The organism is Enterobacter sp. AG326 (assembly GCF_004362415.1).
In the GTDB taxonomy this organism is placed as follows: domain Bacteria; phylum Pseudomonadota; class Gammaproteobacteria; order Enterobacterales; family Enterobacteriaceae; genus Enterobacter; species Enterobacter asburiae.
Genome location: NZ_SNXG01000003.1, coordinates 500286 through 518296, shown reverse-complemented (window position 1 = coordinate 518296; position 18011 = coordinate 500286). Strand labels below are relative to the sequence as shown.

The 18011-nt window shown below is 58.6% G+C and carries 19 protein-coding genes; 13 read left to right on the top strand and 6 right to left on the bottom strand.

The features are described 5' to 3' along the window. Positions 1-18 precede the first annotated feature (18 nt). The gene (gene hycA, locus DFO52_RS13960; RefSeq protein ID WP_023333209.1) at positions 19-483 is read right to left on the bottom strand and encodes a formate hydrogenlyase regulator HycA; all 465 of its coding nucleotides are present in this window, start codon (positions 481-483) and stop codon (positions 19-21) included. A 211-nt stretch (positions 484-694) separates the two neighbouring features. Here hycA and hypA point away from each other — a divergent pair, with 211 nt between their 5' ends. From hypA to DFO52_RS13910, 10 genes are all read left to right on the top strand, one after another. Next, entirely contained in the window at positions 695-1045 is a 351-nt protein-coding gene (hypA, locus tag DFO52_RS13955; protein WP_133550589.1) for a hydrogenase maturation nickel metallochaperone HypA, read from the top strand. A 3-nt stretch (positions 1046-1048) separates the two neighbouring features. After that, a complete protein-coding gene (hypB, locus tag DFO52_RS13950) occupies positions 1049-1912 on the top strand; it encodes a hydrogenase nickel incorporation protein HypB (RefSeq protein ID WP_133550588.1) in 864 nt (287 codons plus the stop codon). After that, on the top strand, positions 1903-2175 hold the full coding sequence (locus tag DFO52_RS13945; RefSeq protein ID WP_023308975.1) for a HypC/HybG/HupF family hydrogenase formation chaperone: 273 nt from the start codon (positions 1903-1905) through the stop codon (positions 2173-2175). Before hypB ends, DFO52_RS13945 begins: the two co-directional genes overlap by 10 nt. Positions 2176-2177: 2 nt before the next feature. After that, positions 2178-3299 (top strand): hydrogenase formation protein HypD, encoded by a 1122-nt coding sequence (hypD, locus tag DFO52_RS13940; RefSeq protein ID WP_133550587.1) that lies wholly within the window; start codon positions 2178-2180, stop codon positions 3297-3299. Further along, entirely contained in the window at positions 3296-4306 is a 1011-nt protein-coding gene (gene hypE / locus DFO52_RS13935) for a hydrogenase expression/formation protein HypE (RefSeq protein ID WP_133550586.1), read from the top strand. The genes hypD and hypE overlap by 4 nt, the downstream gene beginning before the upstream one ends. 63 nt (positions 4307-4369) lie before the next feature. Further along, on the top strand, positions 4370-6442 hold the full coding sequence (gene flhA, locus DFO52_RS13930; RefSeq protein WP_133550585.1) for a formate hydrogenlyase transcriptional activator FlhA: 2073 nt from the start codon (positions 4370-4372) through the stop codon (positions 6440-6442). Positions 6443-6594: 152 nt separating this feature from the next. Beyond that, on the top strand, positions 6595-7593 hold the full coding sequence (locus tag DFO52_RS13925; protein ID WP_133550584.1) for an ABC transporter substrate-binding protein: 999 nt from the start codon (positions 6595-6597) through the stop codon (positions 7591-7593). Continuing rightward, positions 7593-8630, top strand: a complete 1038-nt coding sequence (locus DFO52_RS13920) for an iron ABC transporter permease (RefSeq protein WP_133550583.1) — start codon at positions 7593-7595, stop codon at positions 8628-8630. Before DFO52_RS13925 ends, DFO52_RS13920 begins: the two co-directional genes overlap by 1 nt. Continuing rightward, on the top strand, positions 8630-9391 hold the full coding sequence (locus DFO52_RS13915) for an ABC transporter ATP-binding protein (protein WP_133550582.1): 762 nt from the start codon (positions 8630-8632) through the stop codon (positions 9389-9391). The genes DFO52_RS13920 and DFO52_RS13915 overlap by 1 nt, the downstream gene beginning before the upstream one ends. A 16-nt stretch (positions 9392-9407) precedes the next feature. Next, positions 9408-10628, top strand: coding sequence for an MFS transporter (locus DFO52_RS13910; RefSeq protein WP_133550581.1), 1221 nt, complete (start codon positions 9408-9410; stop codon positions 10626-10628). Between the two features lie 5 nt (positions 10629-10633). Here the strand turns inward: DFO52_RS13910 and DFO52_RS13905 are convergent, their stop codons facing one another. Then, the gene (locus tag DFO52_RS13905) at positions 10634-10978 is read right to left on the bottom strand and encodes a nitrous oxide-stimulated promoter family protein (RefSeq protein WP_029739543.1); all 345 of its coding nucleotides are present in this window, start codon (positions 10976-10978) and stop codon (positions 10634-10636) included. 175 nt (positions 10979-11153) lie between these two features. Between DFO52_RS13905 and DFO52_RS13900 the strand changes: the two genes are divergently transcribed. Both DFO52_RS13900 and mutS read left to right on the top strand, forming a co-directional pair. Then, positions 11154-11384, top strand: a complete 231-nt coding sequence (locus tag DFO52_RS13900; RefSeq protein WP_023308980.1) for a SymE family type I addiction module toxin — start codon at positions 11154-11156, stop codon at positions 11382-11384. Between the two features lie 113 nt (positions 11385-11497). Next, on the top strand, positions 11498-14059 hold the full coding sequence (gene mutS, locus DFO52_RS13895) for a DNA mismatch repair protein MutS (RefSeq protein ID WP_133550580.1): 2562 nt from the start codon (positions 11498-11500) through the stop codon (positions 14057-14059). Between the two features lie 139 nt (positions 14060-14198). Here the strand turns inward: mutS and DFO52_RS13885 are convergent, their stop codons facing one another. From DFO52_RS13885 to DFO52_RS13875, 3 genes are read right to left on the bottom strand one after another with little or no spacing between them, the layout of a single operon-like run. Then, the gene (locus DFO52_RS13885; RefSeq protein WP_003862116.1) at positions 14199-14420 is read right to left on the bottom strand and encodes a non-oxidative hydroxyarylic acid decarboxylases subunit D; all 222 of its coding nucleotides are present in this window, start codon (positions 14418-14420) and stop codon (positions 14199-14201) included. A 10-nt stretch (positions 14421-14430) separates the two neighbouring features. Further along, positions 14431-15858: a non-oxidative hydroxyarylic acid decarboxylases subunit C gene (locus DFO52_RS13880; RefSeq protein ID WP_133550579.1), complete on the bottom strand. Its 1428-nt coding sequence runs from the start codon at positions 15856-15858 to the stop codon at positions 14431-14433. Continuing rightward, positions 15848-16450, bottom strand: coding sequence for a non-oxidative hydroxyarylic acid decarboxylases subunit B (locus DFO52_RS13875; protein WP_133550578.1), 603 nt, complete (start codon positions 16448-16450; stop codon positions 15848-15850). Before DFO52_RS13875 ends, DFO52_RS13880 begins: the two co-directional genes overlap by 11 nt. Positions 16451-16621: 171 nt before the next feature. Between DFO52_RS13875 and DFO52_RS13870 the strand changes: the two genes are divergently transcribed. After that, positions 16622-17029 carry a MarR family transcriptional regulator gene (locus tag DFO52_RS13870; RefSeq protein WP_023308984.1) on the top strand — a complete coding sequence of 136 codons (408 nt, stop codon included), beginning with the start codon at positions 16622-16624 and terminating at the stop codon, positions 17027-17029. On the opposite strand, the gene DFO52_RS13865 is transcribed toward DFO52_RS13870, so the two are convergent. After that, positions 17026-17913 (bottom strand): LysR family transcriptional regulator, encoded by an 888-nt coding sequence (locus tag DFO52_RS13865; RefSeq protein ID WP_133550644.1) that lies wholly within the window; start codon positions 17911-17913, stop codon positions 17026-17028. The two genes, DFO52_RS13870 and DFO52_RS13865, sit on opposite strands and share 4 nt — an antisense overlap. Positions 17914-18011 lie beyond the last annotated feature (98 nt).

Genomic DNA, 18011 nt, shown 5'->3' with positions numbered 1-18011 from the left:
CTTCTCGACACGCAGGAGTCAGGCCACGTTTGCTGAGGCATTTCCGTCCATCAGCTGCTTCAGGTTGACCGGGAGATCGTGTTCAACGGCGGCGTACAGGCCGTTATAGACCGGCGCGATTTTTTCCAGATAGTGCTCCAGCACCTGCTGGCGATCGCGGTTGCTGACGTGCCCGTCCACCATGCCATCGGCCATCAGCTGCGCCTTCGCAATACACTGTTTTTCGCCGTCTTTTGTCTCGAGGTGGTACTCAATGGTGTGGCTGTTGAAGTTGTCCGCCAGGGTAACGTTGATGATGAAATGGCCGAACAGGACGAAGCGCATGTCGCCCTGCGCCGCGCAGCTCATCGCGTGATGAAGACGCGCTTTCGAGAGGGTTATGCCCTGAACCAGAGAGTTGCAGTAGAGGTGCCACTGGTCCTGCAGCTGCTGATGACGCTGCGCGATGTAATCCGCTTTTTCGCTGATTTCCCAAATAGTCATAGAAGGTATCCGTTTAGTGGAGATAGCGGCTGTTAAGCAGATTCCATGCCAGTTTTTATCTTCATGATTTTAAATGGGTTTAATTGCAAAACCGCTGTCATCGCCGCGGTGTCGACGTGTCATTTCGACAGCGTTGACATCGTCACGCCTTAACAAAAATCAAGCTGGCACCGTTATTGCATTCAATGGCGCAATTCATTGAGGAGGCGTCATGCACGAAATCACCCTCTGCCAGCGGGCCCTGGAGCTTATCGAACAGCAGGCAGTGCAAAACCACGCGAAGCGCGTCACCGGCGTCTGGCTCAAGGTCGGGGCATTTTCCTGCGTCGAGACCAGCGCCCTGAATTTCTGCTTTGAGCTGGTGTGTCGCGGCACGCTGGCGGAAGGCTGCGAACTCCATCTTGAAGAGCAGCAGGCGGAGTGCTGGTGCGAGCAGTGCCAGCAGTACGTCACCCTGCTGTCATCAAAGGTTCAGAGCTGTCCGCAGTGCCAGAGCACCGGTCTTCGCATCGTGGCGGACGACGGCATGCAGATCCAACGCCTCGAAATCGAGAAGGAGTAAAGTATGTGTAGCACCTGCGGTTGCGCCGAAGGCAACCTGTATATAGAAGGGGATGAACACCGTCCCCATTCCGCGTTTCGCTCCGCGCCCTTTTCGCCTGCCCCACGCCCTTCTGCGGCACTGACCGGTATCACCTTCGCTCCGCAGCGCTCCGCTGCGGGCGATCTGCACTACGGCCACGGCGAAGCGGGTACCCACGCGCCGGGCATCAGCCAGCGCCAGATGCTGGAGGTGGAAATCAACGTGCTGGACAAGAATAACCAGATCGCCGCCCGCAACCGCGCGCGCTTTGCCGCCCGCAAACAGCTGGTGCTGAACCTGGTCTCCAGCCCCGGCTCCGGCAAAACCACGCTGTTAACGGAAACGCTCAAACGCCTGAACGGGCGCGTCTCCTGCGCGGTGATCGAGGGCGACCAGCAAACCGTTAACGACGCGGCGCGCATTCGCGAAACCGGCACGCCGGCAATTCAGGTCAATACCGGCAAAGGCTGCCACCTGGATGCGCAGATGATTGCCGATGCGGCCCCGCGCCTGCCGCTGGTGGATAACGGCATTCTGTTTATTGAAAACGTCGGCAATCTGGTCTGCCCGGCGAGCTTCGATCTTGGCGAACGACACAAGGTGGCGGTGCTTTCGGTGACCGAAGGCGAAGACAAGCCGCTGAAGTACCCGCATATGTTTGCCGCCGCCTCCCTCATGCTGCTGAACAAAGTCGACCTGCTGCCGTACCTGAACTTCGACGTGGATAAGTGCCTGGCGTATGCTCGTGAAGTGAATCCGGAGATTGAAATCCTGCTGGTCTCCGCCACGCGCGGCGACGGCATGGACGCCTGGCTGAACTGGCTGGAGAGTGAACGATGTGCATAGGCGTACCGGGACAAATCCATTCCATTGACGGGAACCAGGCCAAAGTGGAGGTCTGCGGCATCCTGCGCGACGTGGACCTGACGCTGGTGGGCAGCAGTGATGAAACGGGCGCATCGCGTCTCGGGCAGTGGGTGCTGGTCCACGTGGGGTTTGCCATGAGCGTGATTAACGAAGCGGAAGCCCGCGACACGCTGGACGCTCTGCAAAACATGTTCGACGTGGAGCCTGACGTGGGCGCGCTGCTGTACGGCGAGGAGCGTTAGCCATGCGTTACGTTGATGAATACCGCGCCCCCGAGCAGGTGCTGCAGCTTATCGGGCACCTGAAAACGCGCGCGTCGCTGCTGGACTACACGAAAGAGAGACCGCTGCGGATCATGGAGGTGTGCGGCGGACACACGCACGCCATCTTCAAATTTGGCCTCGACCAGCTGCTGCCTGAGAACATCGAGTTTATCCACGGCCCCGGCTGCCCGGTGTGCGTGCTGCCGATGGGGCGCATCGACAGCTGCATTGAAATTGCCAGCCAGCCCGACGTCATTTTCTGCACCTTTGGCGACGCGATGCGCGTGCCCGGGAAAAACGGCTCGCTGCTGCAGGCAAAAGCGCGCGGAGCCGACATCCGGATCGTCTATTCGCCGATGGATGCCCTGACGCTGGCAGAGAATAACCCCACGCGCAAGGTGGTGTTTTTTGGCCTGGGATTTGAAACCACCATGCCCGCTACCGCCATCACGCTGCAGCAGGCGAAAGCGCGCGGCGTCGAGAATTTTTTCTTCTTCTGCCAGCACATTACGCTCATTCCCACGCTGCGCAGCCTGCTGGAAGAGCCGGAAAACGGGATAGACGCCTTTCTGGCACCGGGGCATGTCAGCATGGTGATTGGCACAGACGCCTACGGTTTTATCGCTGAACAGTACAATCGTCCGTTAGTGGTCGCTGGTTTCGAACCACTTGATCTACTGCAAGGTGTGATCATGCTGGTTGAGCAGAAAATAGAGGCCCTGAGTGCAGTGGAAAACCAGTACCGCCGCGTGGTGCCGGATGCGGGAAATGAACGGGCGCAGCAGGCGATAGCCGACGTGTTCAGCGTTGAGGGCGACAGCGAGTGGCGTGGTCTGGGGCTGATTGCCGAATCCGGCGTGCACCTGACGTCAGCCTATTGCGCGTTCGACGCCGAAGCGCATTTCCGCCCGCAGCCGCAGCAGGTTTGCGACGATCCCCGGGCCCGCTGCGGCGACGTGCTCACCGGTAAATGCAAACCGCATCAATGCCCGTTATTTGGCAATACCTGTAACCCGCAAACGGCGTTTGGCGCGCTGATGGTCTCCTCCGAAGGGGCGTGTGCCGCGTGGTATCAGTATCGCAACCAGGAGAGTGAAGCATGAATACGGTTGAAATGGCGCACGGCAGCGGCGGGCAGGCGATGCAGCAGCTGATTAACCGGCTGTTTATGGCGACTTTTAACAACCCCTGGCTCGCCGAACAGGAAGACCAGGCGCGGATTGACCTCGCCACCCTCACCGCCCAGGGCGACAGGCTGGCCTTCTCCACCGACAGCTACGTGATTGACCCGCTGTTCTTCCCCGGCGGCGATATCGGCAAGCTCGCCGTCTGCGGCACGGCCAACGACGTGGCGGTCAGCGGCGCTATTCCGCGCTACCTCTCCTGCGGGTTTATCCTCGAAGAGGGATTACCGATGGAGACGCTCACGACAGTGGTCAACAGCATGGCGCAGACCGCGCGCGAGGCGGGGATAGCAATCGTCACCGGCGATACCAAAGTGGTGCAGCGCGGCGCGGCCGACAAGCTGTTTATCAACACCGCCGGCATAGGGGCGATCCCCGCCGACATTCACTGGGGCGCGCAGCGGCTTAGCGTGGGCGACGTGTTGATCGTGACCGGAACGCTGGGCTGCCACGGGGCGACCATCCTTAACCTGCGCGAAGGTCTGGGGCTGGACGGGGAACTGCGCAGCGACTGCGCGGTGCTCACCCCGCTTATCCAGACGCTGCTCGGTGTTCCCGGCGTGAAAGCCCTGCGGGACGCCACGCGAGGCGGCGTGAACGCAGTGGTCCACGAATTTGCGGCAAGCTGCGGGTACGGAATTGAACTCACCGAGCGCAGCCTGCCCGTTAAGCCTGCCGTTCGCGGGCTTTGCGAGCTGCTGGGCCTTGACCCGCTCAACTTCGCCAACGAAGGCAAACTGGTGATTGGCGTTGAACGCGCGGCGGCGGAAGCCGTTCTTGAACAGCTGCGGGCTCATCCGTCAGGAAAAGAGGCGGCGATGATTGGTGAAGTGGTTGAGCGCAAAGGGGTGCGCCTGGCCGGGCTGTATGGCGTGAAGCGGACGCTGGATCTGCCGCACGCGGAGCCCTTACCCCGAATTTGCTAGAACCGCGCCATAAGCGGTCAGCACTGAATGTCTCTTTTTTGCCAGTTTCTATTGGAAAGCAATATGCCGTATACACCGATGAGCGATCTTGGACAGCAGGGCCTGTTTGACATCACGCGCACACTTTTACAGCAGCCCGACCTCGGCGCGCTGAGCGATGCCCTGACGCGGCTGGTCAGGCAATCGGCGCTGGCGGACAGCGCCGCGATTGTGCTCTGGCATAGCGGAACGCAGCGCGCGAGCTACTACTCGACGCGTGATAATGGCAAAACGTTTGAATACGAAGACGAAACGTATCTGGCGCATGGCCCGGTGCGCCGCATACTCTCCCGGCCTGAAGTGCTGCACTGCAACTTTGCGGAGTTCCGTCAGGCGTGGCCGAAGCTGGCGGAGAGCGACCTCTATCAGCCTTTCGGGCATTACTGCATGCTGCCGCTGGCGGCTGAGGGCCAGATTTTTGGCGGCTGCGAGTTTATCCGCACGACCGACCAGCCCTGGAGCGAGGCGGAATACGAGCGCCTGCATACCTTTACCCAGATTGTGGCCGTCGTCGCGGAGCAGATCCAAAGCCGCGTCACCAATAACGTCGATTACGACCTGCTGAGCCGCGAGCGCGACAACTTCCGCATTCTGGTCGCCATCACCAACGCCGTGCTCTCCCGCCTGGACATGGACGAGCTGGTCAGCGAAGTCTCGAAAGAGATCCACCACTATTTCAAAATCGACGCCATCAGCATTGCGCTCCGCGGGCATCGCAAGGGCAAGCTGAACATCTACTCCACGCACTATCTCGATGAAGCCAACCCGGCGCACGAGCAGAGCGAGGTAGACGAAGCGGGCACCCTTTCTGAGCGGGTTTTCAAAAGCAAAGAGATCCTCCTGCTCAACCTGAACGAGCAGGACCCGGTCGCGCCGTACGAGCGGATGCTGTTTAACACCTGGGGCAATAAAATTCAGACCCTGTGCCTGCTGCCGCTGATGTCCGGCAACACCATGCTGGGCGTGCTGAAGCTGGCGCAGTGCGAGGAAGGCGTGTTTACCACCGCCAACCTGAAGCTGCTGCGCCAGATTGCCGAGCGTATTTCCATCGCGCTCGATAACGCCCTCGCCTATCAGGAAATTCATCGTCTGAAAGAGCGGCTGGTGGATGAGAACCTGGCCCTGACCGAACAGCTCAACAACGTGGACAGCGAGTTTGGTGAAATCATCGGGCGCAGCGACGCTATGTACAGCGTGCTTAAGCAGGTTGAGATGGTGGCGCAAAGCGACAGCACGGTGCTGATTCTGGGCGAAACCGGCACGGGCAAAGAGCTGATTGCCCGCGCCATCCACAACCTGAGCAACCGCAACAGCCGACGGATGGTGAAGATGAACTGCGCCGCGATGCCTGCGGGACTGCTGGAAAGCGATCTGTTCGGCCACGAGCGCGGTGCATTCACCGGGGCCAGCAGCCAGCGGCTGGGCCGTTTTGAGCTGGCGGACAAAAGCTCGCTGTTCCTCGACGAAGTGGGCGATATGCCGCTGGAGCTACAGCCGAAACTGCTGCGCGTCCTGCAGGAGCAGGAGTTTGAGCGCCTTGGCAGCAACAAGCTTATCCAGACCGACGTGCGGCTGATTGCGGCCACCAACCGTGACCTGAAAAAAATGGTCGCCGACCGCGAGTTTCGCAGCGACCTTTACTATCGCCTGAACGTCTTCCCGATCTTCCTGCCGCCGCTGCGCGAACGCCCGGAGGATATCCCCCTGCTGGTCAAAGCCTTTACCGCGAAGATCGCGCGCCGGATGGGGCGAAACATCGACAGTATTCCTGCCGAGACGTTGCGCACCCTTTCATCGATGGAATGGCCCGGCAACGTGCGCGAGCTGGAAAACGTCATCGAACGCGCGGTGCTGCTGACGCGCGGTAACGTGCTGCAACTCTCCCTGCCTGAGGTTACGCTTCCTGACGTAACCGCGCCCGCCGCCGAGACAGCGAAAGAGGGAGAAGATGAATATCAGCTCATTATGCGCGTGCTGAAAGAGACCAACGGCGTGGTCGCCGGGCCAAAAGGTGCCGCCCAGCGCCTGGGGTTAAAACGCACGACCCTGCTGTCGCGCATTAAGCGTCTCGGGATTGATAAAGAGAGCCTCATTTAAGGCCCTATTCCGGCGGTGTTTTCTGACACCGCCTTTTGTTCCCCTGCGTAATTGTCCCTCATTGACACAAAATCGTTTCCTCTGTATAAAATTCCGCCTTAATAATGAGTTTCATTTGCATCAATAATAATTTTAATGAAGGGTAGCGTTTCATGAAAAAGGTCATCTGCGCGCTAGGCCTGGCGATTGCGTCGGTCGGTTCTGCTCTGGCAACCACCTATCCCCTGACGATTGAAAACTGTGGCTACAAAGAGACGTTCACCAAAGCACCGGAACGCGTCGTGGCCCTGGGCCAGAACACCGTCGAAATTTTGCTCCTGCTGGGCCTGGAAGATAAGGTGAAGGCCAGCGCCTTCTGGCCGACCAAAGTGCTGCCGCAGCTGGCGGAACAGAACGCAAAAATCAAAACCCTGACGGTCGAAATCCCGACCCTTGAATCCGTTCTTGCGCAAAATCCTGACTTTGTCCCCGCGCAGTCCCCGCTGCTGCTGGGGCCGGAAAGTAAGGTCGCAAAACGTGACGATTTGAAGACCCTGGGCGTGAACAGCTACGTGTCCCCGGGCATGTGCGCGACCAAAAAAGCCACCGGCGATATGTACGGCAGCCGCCAGAAGCTGTGGGATATGACGTATCTCTATAAAGAGATTGAGGATTTCGCCAAAATCTTTAACGTTGAAGACCGCGGTCAGGCCGTTATTGCCGATTTCAAAAAACGCGAGGCCGACCTGCGTAAGGAATTCGGCAAGAGTAAAAAAGACCTTTCGTTTGTCTTCTGGTTCTCCAGTTCATCCCCTTCTGCGGACGCCTACGTCGGCGGTAAAAATAGCCCCTCCGGGTTTATCGCCAGCCTGATGGGCGGTCATAACGCCATTACGTCCGAGACCGAATGGCCAACCGTGGGTTGGGAAAGCATTATTGCCGCCAATCCGGATGTCATTGTGGTGTCCAGCCTGGACCGCAACCGCTGGGCGCTGGATAACGCGGAAGAAAAAATCAAATTCCTGAAAAGCGATCCCGCAGTCAGCCAGCTGGACGCGGTGAAGAAAGGCCATATCGTGGTGATGGACGGCCAGGCCATGAACCCGACGATTCGCACGATTTACGGAGCTGAGCAGGTTGGCGAACAGCTCAGAAAGCTGGGGCTGAACTGATGACAACCGCCGTTCTTCAGGTCCGGCAGAGCCTGGTTCAGACGACCTCGGGTTTGCTCGCTCTGGTCCTGTTATTTCTGACGATCGCGCTGAGCGTCAGCGTCGGCGAGCTGTCCATTCCCCTGGATAACGTGTTTTACGCCATCAGCAATAAAATGGGGCTCACCGAGGTTCCGCTCACCCGCATCTATGAGAGCGTGATCTGGGACTTTCGCCTGAGCCGCGCGCTGGTGGCGGCCTGCTGCGGCGCGGGGCTGGCCATCTGCGGTGCCGTATTGCAGAGCCTGCTGAAGAACGCGCTGGCGGAACCTTACGTGCTCGGCGTGTCGGCGGGTGCGTCAACCGGTGCGGTGTCGGTCGTCGTATTAGGAATTGGTACCGGCGCGGTGTCGCTCTCTGCGGGCGCGTTTGCCGGGGCGTTTGCCGCCTTTGCGTTTGTCGCGTTTCTGACGAACGGCGCGCGCGGGGGGAATGAACGTACCATTCTGGCAGGGGTCGCCGCCTCTCAGCTGTTCAACGCCATTACTGCCTACACCATCAGCACCTCCGCCAGCGCCCAGCAGGCGCGCGACGTGATGTTCTGGCTGCTGGGCAGCTTCAGCGGCGTTCGCTGGCCGGAATTCCAGCTGGCGCTGGTGGTCGTGCTGGCGGGCCTTGCCGTCTGTCTTTACTATTCCCGGGCGCTGGATGCCTTCACGTTCGGTGATGATGCCGCCGCCTCTTTAGGCATTGCCGTCCCGTGGGTTCGCCTGACGCTCTTTACCACTACCGCGCTGATTACCGCGACGATTGTCAGCATGGCGGGCTCAATCGGCTTTGTCGGGCTGGTGGTGCCGCACGTGATGCGTTTCCTGTTCGGGCCGCTGCACCGCACGCTGCTGATTGCCAGCGCGCTGGCAGGGGCGATCCTGATGGTGCTGGCAGACATTGCCTCGCGCATGCTGATTGCGCCGCAAAGCCTGCCCGTCGGCGTAGTCACCGCGCTGGTTGGCGTCCCCTTCTTTGCAGTAATTATCTACCGTTCAAGGAATAAGTGATGAGTATCTGCGCTGAAAATATTACCTGGAAGGTAGGCAAAAAAGTCATCGTTAATGACGTCTCGCTGAAGGTTTCCCGGGGGGAAACGGTAGGACTGCTTGGCCCTAACGGCTGCGGTAAATCGTCTCTTTTACGGATCCTCGCGGGGCTTCGTCGCCCGGATGCTGGCTGCGTTACCGTGGACGGGCAGGACATCTCTCGCATCGCCAAAAAGCAGCTTGCCCGCCGGGTCGCCTTTGTGGAACAGCACGGGATGACGGACGCCAACATGCGCGTGCGCGACGTGGTGAAACTTGGGCGTATTCCGCACCACTCCGCTTTTTCCAACTGGAGCAACCACGATGACGAAACCGTCACCGCCGCCCTGCAGCGCGTGGATATGCTGGATAAAAGCGACCAGGGCTGGCTGAGCCTCTCCGGCGGCGAGCGCCAGCGCGTACATATTGCCCGCGCGCTGGCTCAGACCCCAACGGAAATCCTGCTGGACGAGCCGACCAACCACCTCGACATTCATCATCAGATGCAGCTGATGCAGTTGATCAGCGAATTACCGGTCACCAGCATTGTCGCTATCCACGATCTCAACCACGCCTCGATGTTCTGCGACTCGCTGATTGTGATGCAGAAAGGGCAAATTGTGGCGACGGGGACACCGCAGGATATCTTATCCGAGTCGTTGCTCTGGGATGTCTTCCGGGTCAAAACCAAAATCGAGACCTCGCCGTTCCATGGCAAAAAACACATCCACTTTATCGTTTAGGGGCGAGTGAACGACGATGCCCCTTCGCCCTGCCGCCACGCTCTGGCCGCCCGTCTTACTGGGTAGCCAGTTTGTTTTCAACATTGGCTTTTACGCCGTCGTTCCCTTCCTGGCGATATTCCTGCGCGACGACATGCTGCTCTCCGGCGGACTTATCGGGCTGATCCTGGGCCTTCGCACCTTCTCCCAGCAGGGAATGTTTATCGTTGGCGGTGCGCTCTCGGACCGGTTTGGCGCGAAAGTGATTATCCTCAGCGGCTGTATTGTTCGTGTTTCAGGCTATCTGCTGCTGGCCTTCGGGGAATCACTGTGGCCGATTATTTTGGGCGCGTGTCTGACGGGCGTTGGCGGCGCATTGTTCTCCCCCTCGATTGAGGCACTGCTGGCAAAAGCAGGCACGCACAGCGAGGCAAAAGGCAAACGAAGCCGGGCTGAGTGGTTTGCGCTCTTTGCCGTCTGCGGAGAACTCGGCGCGGTACTGGGCCCGGTTGCTGGCGCCCTGCTCACCGGCCTTGGCTTTCGTCAGGTGGCGCTGGCGGGGGCAGGCGTATTTGTCATTGCGCTAGTGGTGCTCTACTTTTGCCTGCCCGCTGCTGGCCACCGTTCACAGACGCTGAAAATACAGCCCTGGTGGACAACGTTCCGTCAGCCGCGCTTTGTCGCCTTTATCATTGCCTACAGTTCATGGCTGTTAAGTTATAACCAGCTTTATCTGGCGCTGCCGGTGGAGATCCAGCGTTCTGGCGGTAACGAGAAAGATCTCGGCCCTCTTTTTATGCTGGCCTCCGTTTTGATCATCACCTTACAGCTGCCGCTGGCGCGCTTCGCCCGTAGCGTGGGCGCGGTGAGAATTCTGACGGTGGGATTTTTGCTGCTGTCAGCCGCCTTTGCGAGCGTGGCGACGTTCGCCCCGATGACGCCGCCGGAAGGCTGGCTGCGCTTACTGCCTTCTGTCTGTTTTGTGACGCTGTTGACGCTGGGGCAAATGCTGCTGGTGCCATCTGCTAAAGATCTGATCCCCCTGTTTGCGGATGAATCCACGCTTGGCGCGCACTACGGCGCACTCGCCACCGCCGGAGGCATTGCGGTACTGGCAGGAAACCTGTTGTTTGGCAGCCTGTTGGATCGCGCGCTGGTGCCCTCAACGCAGGCGATGTATCCCTGGCTTCTGCTGGCCCTCTTCCCGCTATGCAGCGCGCTGGCCCTGAAGGTGATTTGCCGTCCGCTGAGACGCTGAACCGATCACTTTTTCGGACGGTATTTCTCCGGCAGTTCCGGTACGGGGCGACGGTCATCCATCAGATGGCGAACGGTCAGAATGGGATGACGCCATAACATACGCGGGCCTGCCCAGCGCATAACCTGCTTCATCTCTTCACGTCTGGCAGGCTGGTAGCAGTGTACTGGGCACTGCTTGCAGGCAGGCTTTTCCTCACCGAAAACGCATTTATCCAGGCGCTTATCGGCATAAGCGTTGAGCGCCTGATAGTGCCCTTCCTCCTGAGATGCCTGCGGACACTGCTTTTCATACAACGCGATCATTTTCGCGATGGTCTCTTTTTCTCGTGAGATGCGTTTACCGGACATAGCGGATTACCGAATAATAAAGTGCATTAATAATACACCTTTCAACGCTGAATTTCAGCGGTTGCATTTCGTTTCCTGAAGCCTGACTCCAGTTTTAGCCCTGCACCGGCCAACAATCACTGGTATTTTATACAGGCATCAGAAATGACCTTTGTCCGTGTTATCTGGAGACCCTATGCAAGAGCTCGCGATCGGCAAACCCTATCGCCATTTAAAAGTGGGATATTTTAGAAAGCGCCATGAAGACCGCAATACCAAGATACCGAAGCGCTACAGCGTGCATGCGGCGCTGAGCTTAAAAGGTGACTGGCTTGAAAAAGCGGGATTTACGACCCATTCTCGAGTCAGGGTGGGCGTCGAGCATGGAAAAATTGTCATCGAATTAATGTCGGAAGATGCCTCGTAAAGCCACGACATTTTTCTGCGCCGGACCTTTTTTTCATGCGACAATAGAAGGAACAAACGGCCATTGAGCCCATCAAAACGGTTTATTTTCAAAGAAATGGACATCATAACTCCATGAGCACAATCGACAATTTCGACGCACATACGCCGATGATGCAGCAGTATCTGAAGCTGAAAGCACAGCATCCGGAAATCCTGCTGTTTTACCGTATGGGCGATTTTTACGAGCTATTTTATGACGATGCTAAGCGTGCATCGCAGCTGCTCGACATCTCGCTGACCAAACGTGGCGCATCGGCAGGCGAACCCATTCCTATGGCAGGTATCCCGCACCACGCGGTAGAAAACTACCTGGCGAAGCTGGTGAATCAGGGCGAGTCCGTTGCAATCTGCGAACAGATCGGCGATCCGGCGACCTCAAAAGGCCCCGTGGAACGCAAAGTCGTGCGCATCGTCACGCCTGGCACCATCAGTGATGAAGCCCTGTTACAGGAGCGCCAGGATAACCTGCTGGCAGCGCTGTGGCAGGACGGTAAAGGGTTTGGCTACGCGACGCTGGATATTAGCTCCGGACGTTTTCGTCTGAGTGAACCGGCTGACCGTGAAACGATGGCTGCCGAACTGCAGCGCACCAACCCGGCAGAATTGCTCTATGCCGAAGATTTCGCCGAAATGGCGCTGATTGAAGGTCGTCGCGGGTTACGCCGTCGTCCGCTGTGGGAATTCGAAATTGATACCGCGCGCCAGCAGCTGAATCTGCAGTTTGGCACCCGCGATCTGATTGGCTTTGGCGTTGAAAATGCCCCGCGCGGGCTGTGTGCGGCCGGTTGTCTCCTGCAGTACGTGAAAGATACCCAGCGCACCGCCCTGCCGCATATCCGCTCTATCACCATGGAGCGCCAGCAGGACAGCATCATCATGGATGCCGCCACGCGCCGTAACCTGGAGATCACGCAGAACCTGGCGGGTGGCGTAGAAAATACGCTCGCGTCGGTCCTCGACAGTACGGTAACGCCAATGGGCAGCCGCATGCTGAAACGCTGGCTGCATATGCCGATCCGCAATACCGAGACGCTGGTTTGCCGTCAGCAGACGATTGCCGCGCTGCAGGATCGCTATACCGAGCTGCAGCCGGTTCTGCGCCAGGTGGGCGATCTGGAGCGTATCCTTGCTCGTCTGGCACTGCGAACAGCGCGACCACGCGACCTCGCGCGGATGCGTCATGCATTCCAGCAGCTGCCGGAACTGCGCGCGCAGCTGAGTGACGTTGACAGCGCGCCGGTACAGAAACTCCGCGAAACCATGGGCGAATTTACCGAGCTTCGCGAACTGCTGGAGCGCGCCATTATCGATGCGCCTCCGGTTCTGGTGCGTGATGGCGGCGTGATTGCCCCAGGCTACAACGAAGAGCTGGACGAATGGCGCGCGCTGGCCGACGGTGCGACGGACTACCTCGATAAGCTGGAAATCCGCGAGCGCGAGCGTCTTGGGCTCGACACCCTGAAAGTGGGATATAACGCGGTACACGGTTACTACATTCAGATCAGCCGCGGGCAGAGCCACCTGGCGCCGATTCACTACGTGCGCCGCCAGACGTTGAAAAACGCCGAACGCTACATCATTCCTGAACTGAAAGAGTACGAAGACAAAGTCCTCACCTCGAAAGGAAAGGCGCTGTCCCTGGAAAAACAGCTGTATGACGAGCTGTTTGACATGCTGATGCCGCACCTGGGCGACCTGCAGCAGAGCGCCAGCGCGCTGGCGGAGCTGGACGTGCTGGTCAATCTGGCAGAACGCGCTGAAACGCTGAACTATACCTGCCCGACCTTTACCGATAAGCCTGGCATTCGCATCACTGAAGGCCGTCACCCGGTGGTAGAGCAGGTGCTCAACGAACCGTTCATCGCCAACCCGCTGAGCCTGTCACCGCAGAGAAGAATGTTGATCATTACCGGTCCGAACATGGGCGGTAAGAGTACCTATATGCGTCAGACGGCGCTGATTGCGCTGCTCGCGTATATCGGCAGCTACGTTCCGGCGCAAAACGTGGAGATTGGCCCCATCGACCGCATCTTTACCCGCGTTGGGGCAGCGGACGATCTGGCGAGCGGACGCTCAACCTTCATGGTCGAGATGACCGAAACGGCAAACATTCTGCATAACGCGACGGAGCACAGCCTGGTGCTGATGGACGAAGTCGGACGCGGAACGTCAACCTATGATGGTCTGTCCCTGGCATGGGCCTGTGCGGAAAGCCTTGCGAATAAAATCAAGGCCATGACGCTTTTTGCCACCCATTATTTCGAACTGACGCAGCTGCCGGAGAAAATGGAAGGGGTTGCGAACGTTCATCTGGACGCGCTGGAGCACGGCGATACCATTGCCTTCATGCACACGGTGCAGGATGGCGCGGCGAGCAAGAGCTATGGCCTGGCCGTCGCGGCGCTGGCAGGCGTACCGAAAGAGGTGATCAAGCGCGCGCGTCAGAAACTGCGTGAACTGGAAAGCCTGTCACCGAATGCGGCGGCGACGCAGATTGATGGTACGCAGATGTCGCTGCTGATTCCTGCGGAAGAGACGTCGCCTGCGGTGGAAGCGCTGGAGAACCTCGACCCGGATTCACTGACGCCGCGTCAGGCGCTGGAGTGGATTTATCGGTTGAAGAGTCTGGTTTAGTTTTCTGCGGTCTTTTGCCCGGTGGCGCTGCGCTTACCGGGCCTACCGCGTTTGTAGGCCGGGTAAGGCGAAGCCGCCACCCGGCAAAACAAAGCGCACAATTTTATCGCCCGGTAAGCGTAGCGCCATCGGGCTTTTTTTATAGCAGCGGCGGGATCGTCGGCACCTGCGGTGCCTCATCAATATCCTTCTGCGTCATACGGAACGCTTCCGGATAGTGCTCGCGGCTGGTGCGGCGCAGCGGTTCGGTATCGCGCCAGGTATACAAACAATGCTGGCACTGATAAACGGTCCAGACCCCTTTTACCGGCGACGTCGCCATCACTTCAATATGCTCATCGGCACAACGTGGACAAATCATCTTTTCCTCCTTATTGACGTGCTGCCAGCATCGCGGTCAGTTTTTCAGCCCAGGCTTTGGTTTCAGGCAGATCCTGTACCGGCTGGCTGAAGTGGCCCCGGGTGTCCGGCGCGACAGGCGTGGTGGCATCGATAATCAGCTTGTCGGTAATGCCTGCCGGGCTGGAACCGGGATCGAGTTCAAGGACCGACATGTTCGGCAGCTGCACCAGATCCCCTGCCGGGTTCACTTTTGACGATAGCGCCCACATTACCTGCGGGAGGTTGAACGGATCGACATCCTCATCCACCATGATTACCATCTTCACGTAGCCCAGACCGTGCGGCGTGGTCATGGCGCGTAAACCGACCGCGCGGGCAAAACCGCCGTAGCGTTTTTTGGTGGAGATAATCGCCAGCAGACCGTGGGTGTACATCGCATTCACCGCCTGCACTTCCGGAAACTCCGCTTTAAGCTGCTGGTAGAGCGGCACGCAGGTAGCCGGTCCCATCAGATAGTCAATCTCGGTCCACGGCATGCCGAGGTAGAGCGACTCAAAAATCGGTTTGGTGCGGTAAGAAACTTTGTCGATACGGACAACCGTCATGTTACGGCCACCGGAATAGTGTCCGGTAAACTCGCCAAACGGCCCCTCGATTTCCCGCTTGCGGCCTTCAATCACCCCTTCCAGAATCACTTCAGAACCCCACGGCACATCGAAGCCGGTCAGCGGCGCGGTGGCAATCGGGTACGGGCTTTCACGCAGCGCGCCGGCCATTTCATACTCGGACTGATCGTATTTCAGCGGCGTGGCGCCCATCAGGGTGATGATCGGGTCGTTGCCCAGCGTAATCGCAATCGGCAGGTCTTCACCACGCTCTTCCGCTTTGTGCAGATGCAGGGCGATATCGTGCATCGGAACCGGCTGGAGGCCGAGCTTGCGCTTGCCCTTCACTTCCATACGGTAGATCCCGACGTTCTGCTTGCCGAAGTTGTCCGGGTCGAGCGGATCGCGCGAGACAACGCACGCTTTATCGAGATAAAAACCGCCGTCACCGTCGTTCAGGCGAAACAGCGGCAGGATATCGAACAGGTTAATGTCCTCCCCGTCGACCGTATTCTGCGCCCAGGCCGGGTTGGCGCGGCGCTCCGGTGTGACGGGGAATTTATCCCAGCGGCGGATAAACTCGTCGATCTGTTTTTTTACCGGAGTGTTTGCAGGCAGCCCCATCGAAATGGCGTGGTTCTGCCAGGAGCCGATGGTGTTCATCACCACGCGGGCATCGGTAAAGCCACGAATGTTGTCGAACCACAGCGCGGGCGCGCCGTCGCCAATGCGGCCGGTCGCGTTGGCTGCCGCCGCCAGATCGGGCTCGGCGTTTAACTCTTCCTCAATTTTCAGCAGTTGCCCTTGCTCATCGAGCGCCTGCAGGAAGCTTCTCAAATCATCAAATGCCATCTTTATTCTCCTGTGAAAAATGTTTCGCCTCCCGCAGCCCGTTCCAGCGGCGCGCCTTTTTATGCTCCAGACCGAACTGGTCGAGCACGCGGGTCACGATGTGCTGAGTAATGTCATCGGCGGTTTGCGGGTGGTTGTAATAGGCAGGCATGGGCGGCACCATCGCCACGCCCATGCGGGAAAGGGCAAGCATGTTCTCAAGATGAATGGTGCTGAGCGGCGTTTCACGGGGCACCAGCACCAGCTTGCGCCCCTCTTTCAGCACCACGTCCGCCGCACGTCCCACCAGCCCTTCGGCGTAGCCCGCGCGGATACCCGCCAGCGTTTTCATGCTGCAGGGAATGATGATCATGCCGTCGGTGCGAAACGAGCCGGAGGAGATAGTGGCGGCCTGGTCAGCCGGACTGTGGACAACGTCAGCCAGCGCAGCAACGTCCTGCGCGGTGTAGGGCGTTTCAAGCTCAATGGTGGTTTTTGCCCACTTCGACATGACCAGATGCGTCTCCACCTCCGGCATTTCCCGCAGCGCCTGCAGCAGCGCCACGCCCAGCGGCGCGCCCGTTGCCCCCGTCATTCCTACTATCAATCTCATTCATCACCTCAATTATTTGTTCGTACACGAACATTGTAAATAAACTACTCCAGGATCATTTTCCTGACAAGATCGTTCGCATACGATCACACGAATGGCTAAAAGATGCCGCGTTAAAATTGAGAGCAATAGCGGCTATCATAGGGGGAGATTTTTTCCGTCGGAGTGTTCATGGAACTAAGACAAGAGGCGTTCCACCTGTTACGTCAGCTTTTTCAACAGCATACCGCGCAGTGGCAACATGCCTTACCGGAACTGACCAAGCCACAGTATGCGGTGATGCGCTCTATTGCCGAGCATCCGGGTATTGAACAGGTGGCGTTGACCGAAGTGGCGGTCAGTACGAAAGCGACCCTGGCGGAGATGCTCAGCCGCATGGAGGCGCGCGGGCTGGTCAAACGCGAGCACGATCCGGCCGATAAGCGCCGCCGGTTTGTCTTCCTGACGCCAGAAGGTGAAGCCCTGCTTGCTGGCTGTAAACCGGTTGGCAACGAGGTGGATGAGGCATTTTTAGGACGTCTTAACAAGGCCGAGCGCGAGCAGTTCTCTGCGCTCATCAAAAAGATGATGCACGATTAATTCACGCTGGTGCGCATAAAATCGATAAAGGTTCGCACCTTCGCTGACACATGCCGGGCATCGGGATAAACCGCATAGATGCCCTGCTGCGCAAAGGTATATTCCGGTAAAACCGGGACCAGTTTTCCCGCATCAAGCGCATCGCGCGCCAGCCATTCCGGCAGTAACGCCACGCCTCCGCCTGCGATCGCAAAAGCCATAAGGGCCTGAGCGCTGTCGGCAAACAGGCGCGGCGCTTTTTTTATCTCCAGCGTTTCAGGCGTGCCGCTGGCATCCTTCACCTGCCAGCGCAGCGGCGAGGCCAGGCGCTCGTGAATAATCCAGTCGGCGTGGGCCAGCTGCGCAAGCGTTTCGATCGGATGGTTAACCAACCACCCGGGCGTCGCGACGGGGATAATGGAGAAGTGCGAAATCAGCGCGGCGTGGTTGCGCGAATCGGCAAGCGTTCCCAGCCGGATGGCCACGTCAAAGCGCTCCGAGATAAGGTCGGCGTGCAGGGACGACGAAACGTGCCGCACGCGAAGATCCGGGTGCTGCTGGCTAAACCTGGCCAGCAGCGGCACCACCACCTGTGAGCCATACTCGGGCGTAGTCGTGATCCGCAGTTCGCCAGTAAGCCCCGCATGATTCGCGCGGACATCATCCTGCAGCCGTTCCGCATCCTTCAGAAGCGCCACGCTGCGCTGATGAAATAGCGCGCCCGCCTCGGTTAACGTCAGACGGCGGGTGGAGCGCAGCAGCAGCGTAACGCCCAGCTCATCCTCTAGCTGACGAATATTGAAGCTGACCACGGCTTTTGTCAGCCCCATCGCCTCGGCTGCGGCAGTGAAACTGCCGGTGTCGGCCACCGCGACAAACATCTGCGCCCGCTGCAGGTTAATCATCATCACGCCCTATACTGTCAAAATATTTTTGACAGTATATCGCGCTTTGTCAGGTTTATCCGTGCTTCCGGGGTCGATACGATACGCCACCTCACCGG

Bases quoted from the DNA above. Each gene is read 5' to 3' on its own strand.
- DFO52_RS13865 (WP_133550644.1), bottom strand. From the start codon at position 17,913: ATGATTAACCTGCAGCGGGCGCAGATGTTTGTCGCGGTGGCCGACACC.
- DFO52_RS13905 (WP_029739543.1), bottom strand. From the start codon at position 10,978: ATGTCCGGTAAACGCATCTCACGAGAAAAAGAGACCATCGCGAAAATG.
- hypA (WP_133550589.1), top strand. From the start codon at position 695: ATGCACGAAATCACCCTCTGCCAGCGGGCCCTGGAGCTTATCGAACAG.
- flhA (WP_133550585.1), top strand. From the start codon at position 4,370: ATGCCGTATACACCGATGAGCGATCTTGGACAGCAGGGCCTGTTTGAC.
- DFO52_RS13900 (WP_023308980.1), top strand. From the start codon at position 11,154: ATGCAAGAGCTCGCGATCGGCAAACCCTATCGCCATTTAAAAGTGGGA.
- DFO52_RS13910 (WP_133550581.1), top strand. From the start codon at position 9,408: ATGCCCCTTCGCCCTGCCGCCACGCTCTGGCCGCCCGTCTTACTGGGT.
- hypD (WP_133550587.1), top strand. From the start codon at position 2,178: ATGCGTTACGTTGATGAATACCGCGCCCCCGAGCAGGTGCTGCAGCTT.
- hypE (WP_133550586.1), top strand. From the start codon at position 3,296: ATGAATACGGTTGAAATGGCGCACGGCAGCGGCGGGCAGGCGATGCAG.
- DFO52_RS13880 (WP_133550579.1), bottom strand. From the start codon at position 15,858: ATGGCATTTGATGATTTGAGAAGCTTCCTGCAGGCGCTCGATGAGCAA.
- DFO52_RS13875 (WP_133550578.1), bottom strand. From the start codon at position 16,450: ATGAGATTGATAGTAGGAATGACGGGGGCAACGGGCGCGCCGCTGGGC.
- DFO52_RS13920 (WP_133550583.1), top strand. From the start codon at position 7,593: ATGACAACCGCCGTTCTTCAGGTCCGGCAGAGCCTGGTTCAGACGACC.
- DFO52_RS13885 (WP_003862116.1), bottom strand. From the start codon at position 14,420: ATGATTTGTCCACGTTGTGCCGATGAGCATATTGAAGTGATGGCGACG.
- DFO52_RS13870 (WP_023308984.1), top strand. From the start codon at position 16,622: ATGGAACTAAGACAAGAGGCGTTCCACCTGTTACGTCAGCTTTTTCAA.
- DFO52_RS13945 (WP_023308975.1), top strand. From the start codon at position 1,903: ATGTGCATAGGCGTACCGGGACAAATCCATTCCATTGACGGGAACCAG.
- hypB (WP_133550588.1), top strand. From the start codon at position 1,049: ATGTGTAGCACCTGCGGTTGCGCCGAAGGCAACCTGTATATAGAAGGG.
- hycA (WP_023333209.1), bottom strand. From the start codon at position 483: ATGACTATTTGGGAAATCAGCGAAAAAGCGGATTACATCGCGCAGCGT.
- DFO52_RS13925 (WP_133550584.1), top strand. From the start codon at position 6,595: ATGAAAAAGGTCATCTGCGCGCTAGGCCTGGCGATTGCGTCGGTCGGT.
- mutS (WP_133550580.1), top strand. From the start codon at position 11,498: ATGAGCACAATCGACAATTTCGACGCACATACGCCGATGATGCAGCAG.
- DFO52_RS13915 (WP_133550582.1), top strand. From the start codon at position 8,630: ATGAGTATCTGCGCTGAAAATATTACCTGGAAGGTAGGCAAAAAAGTC.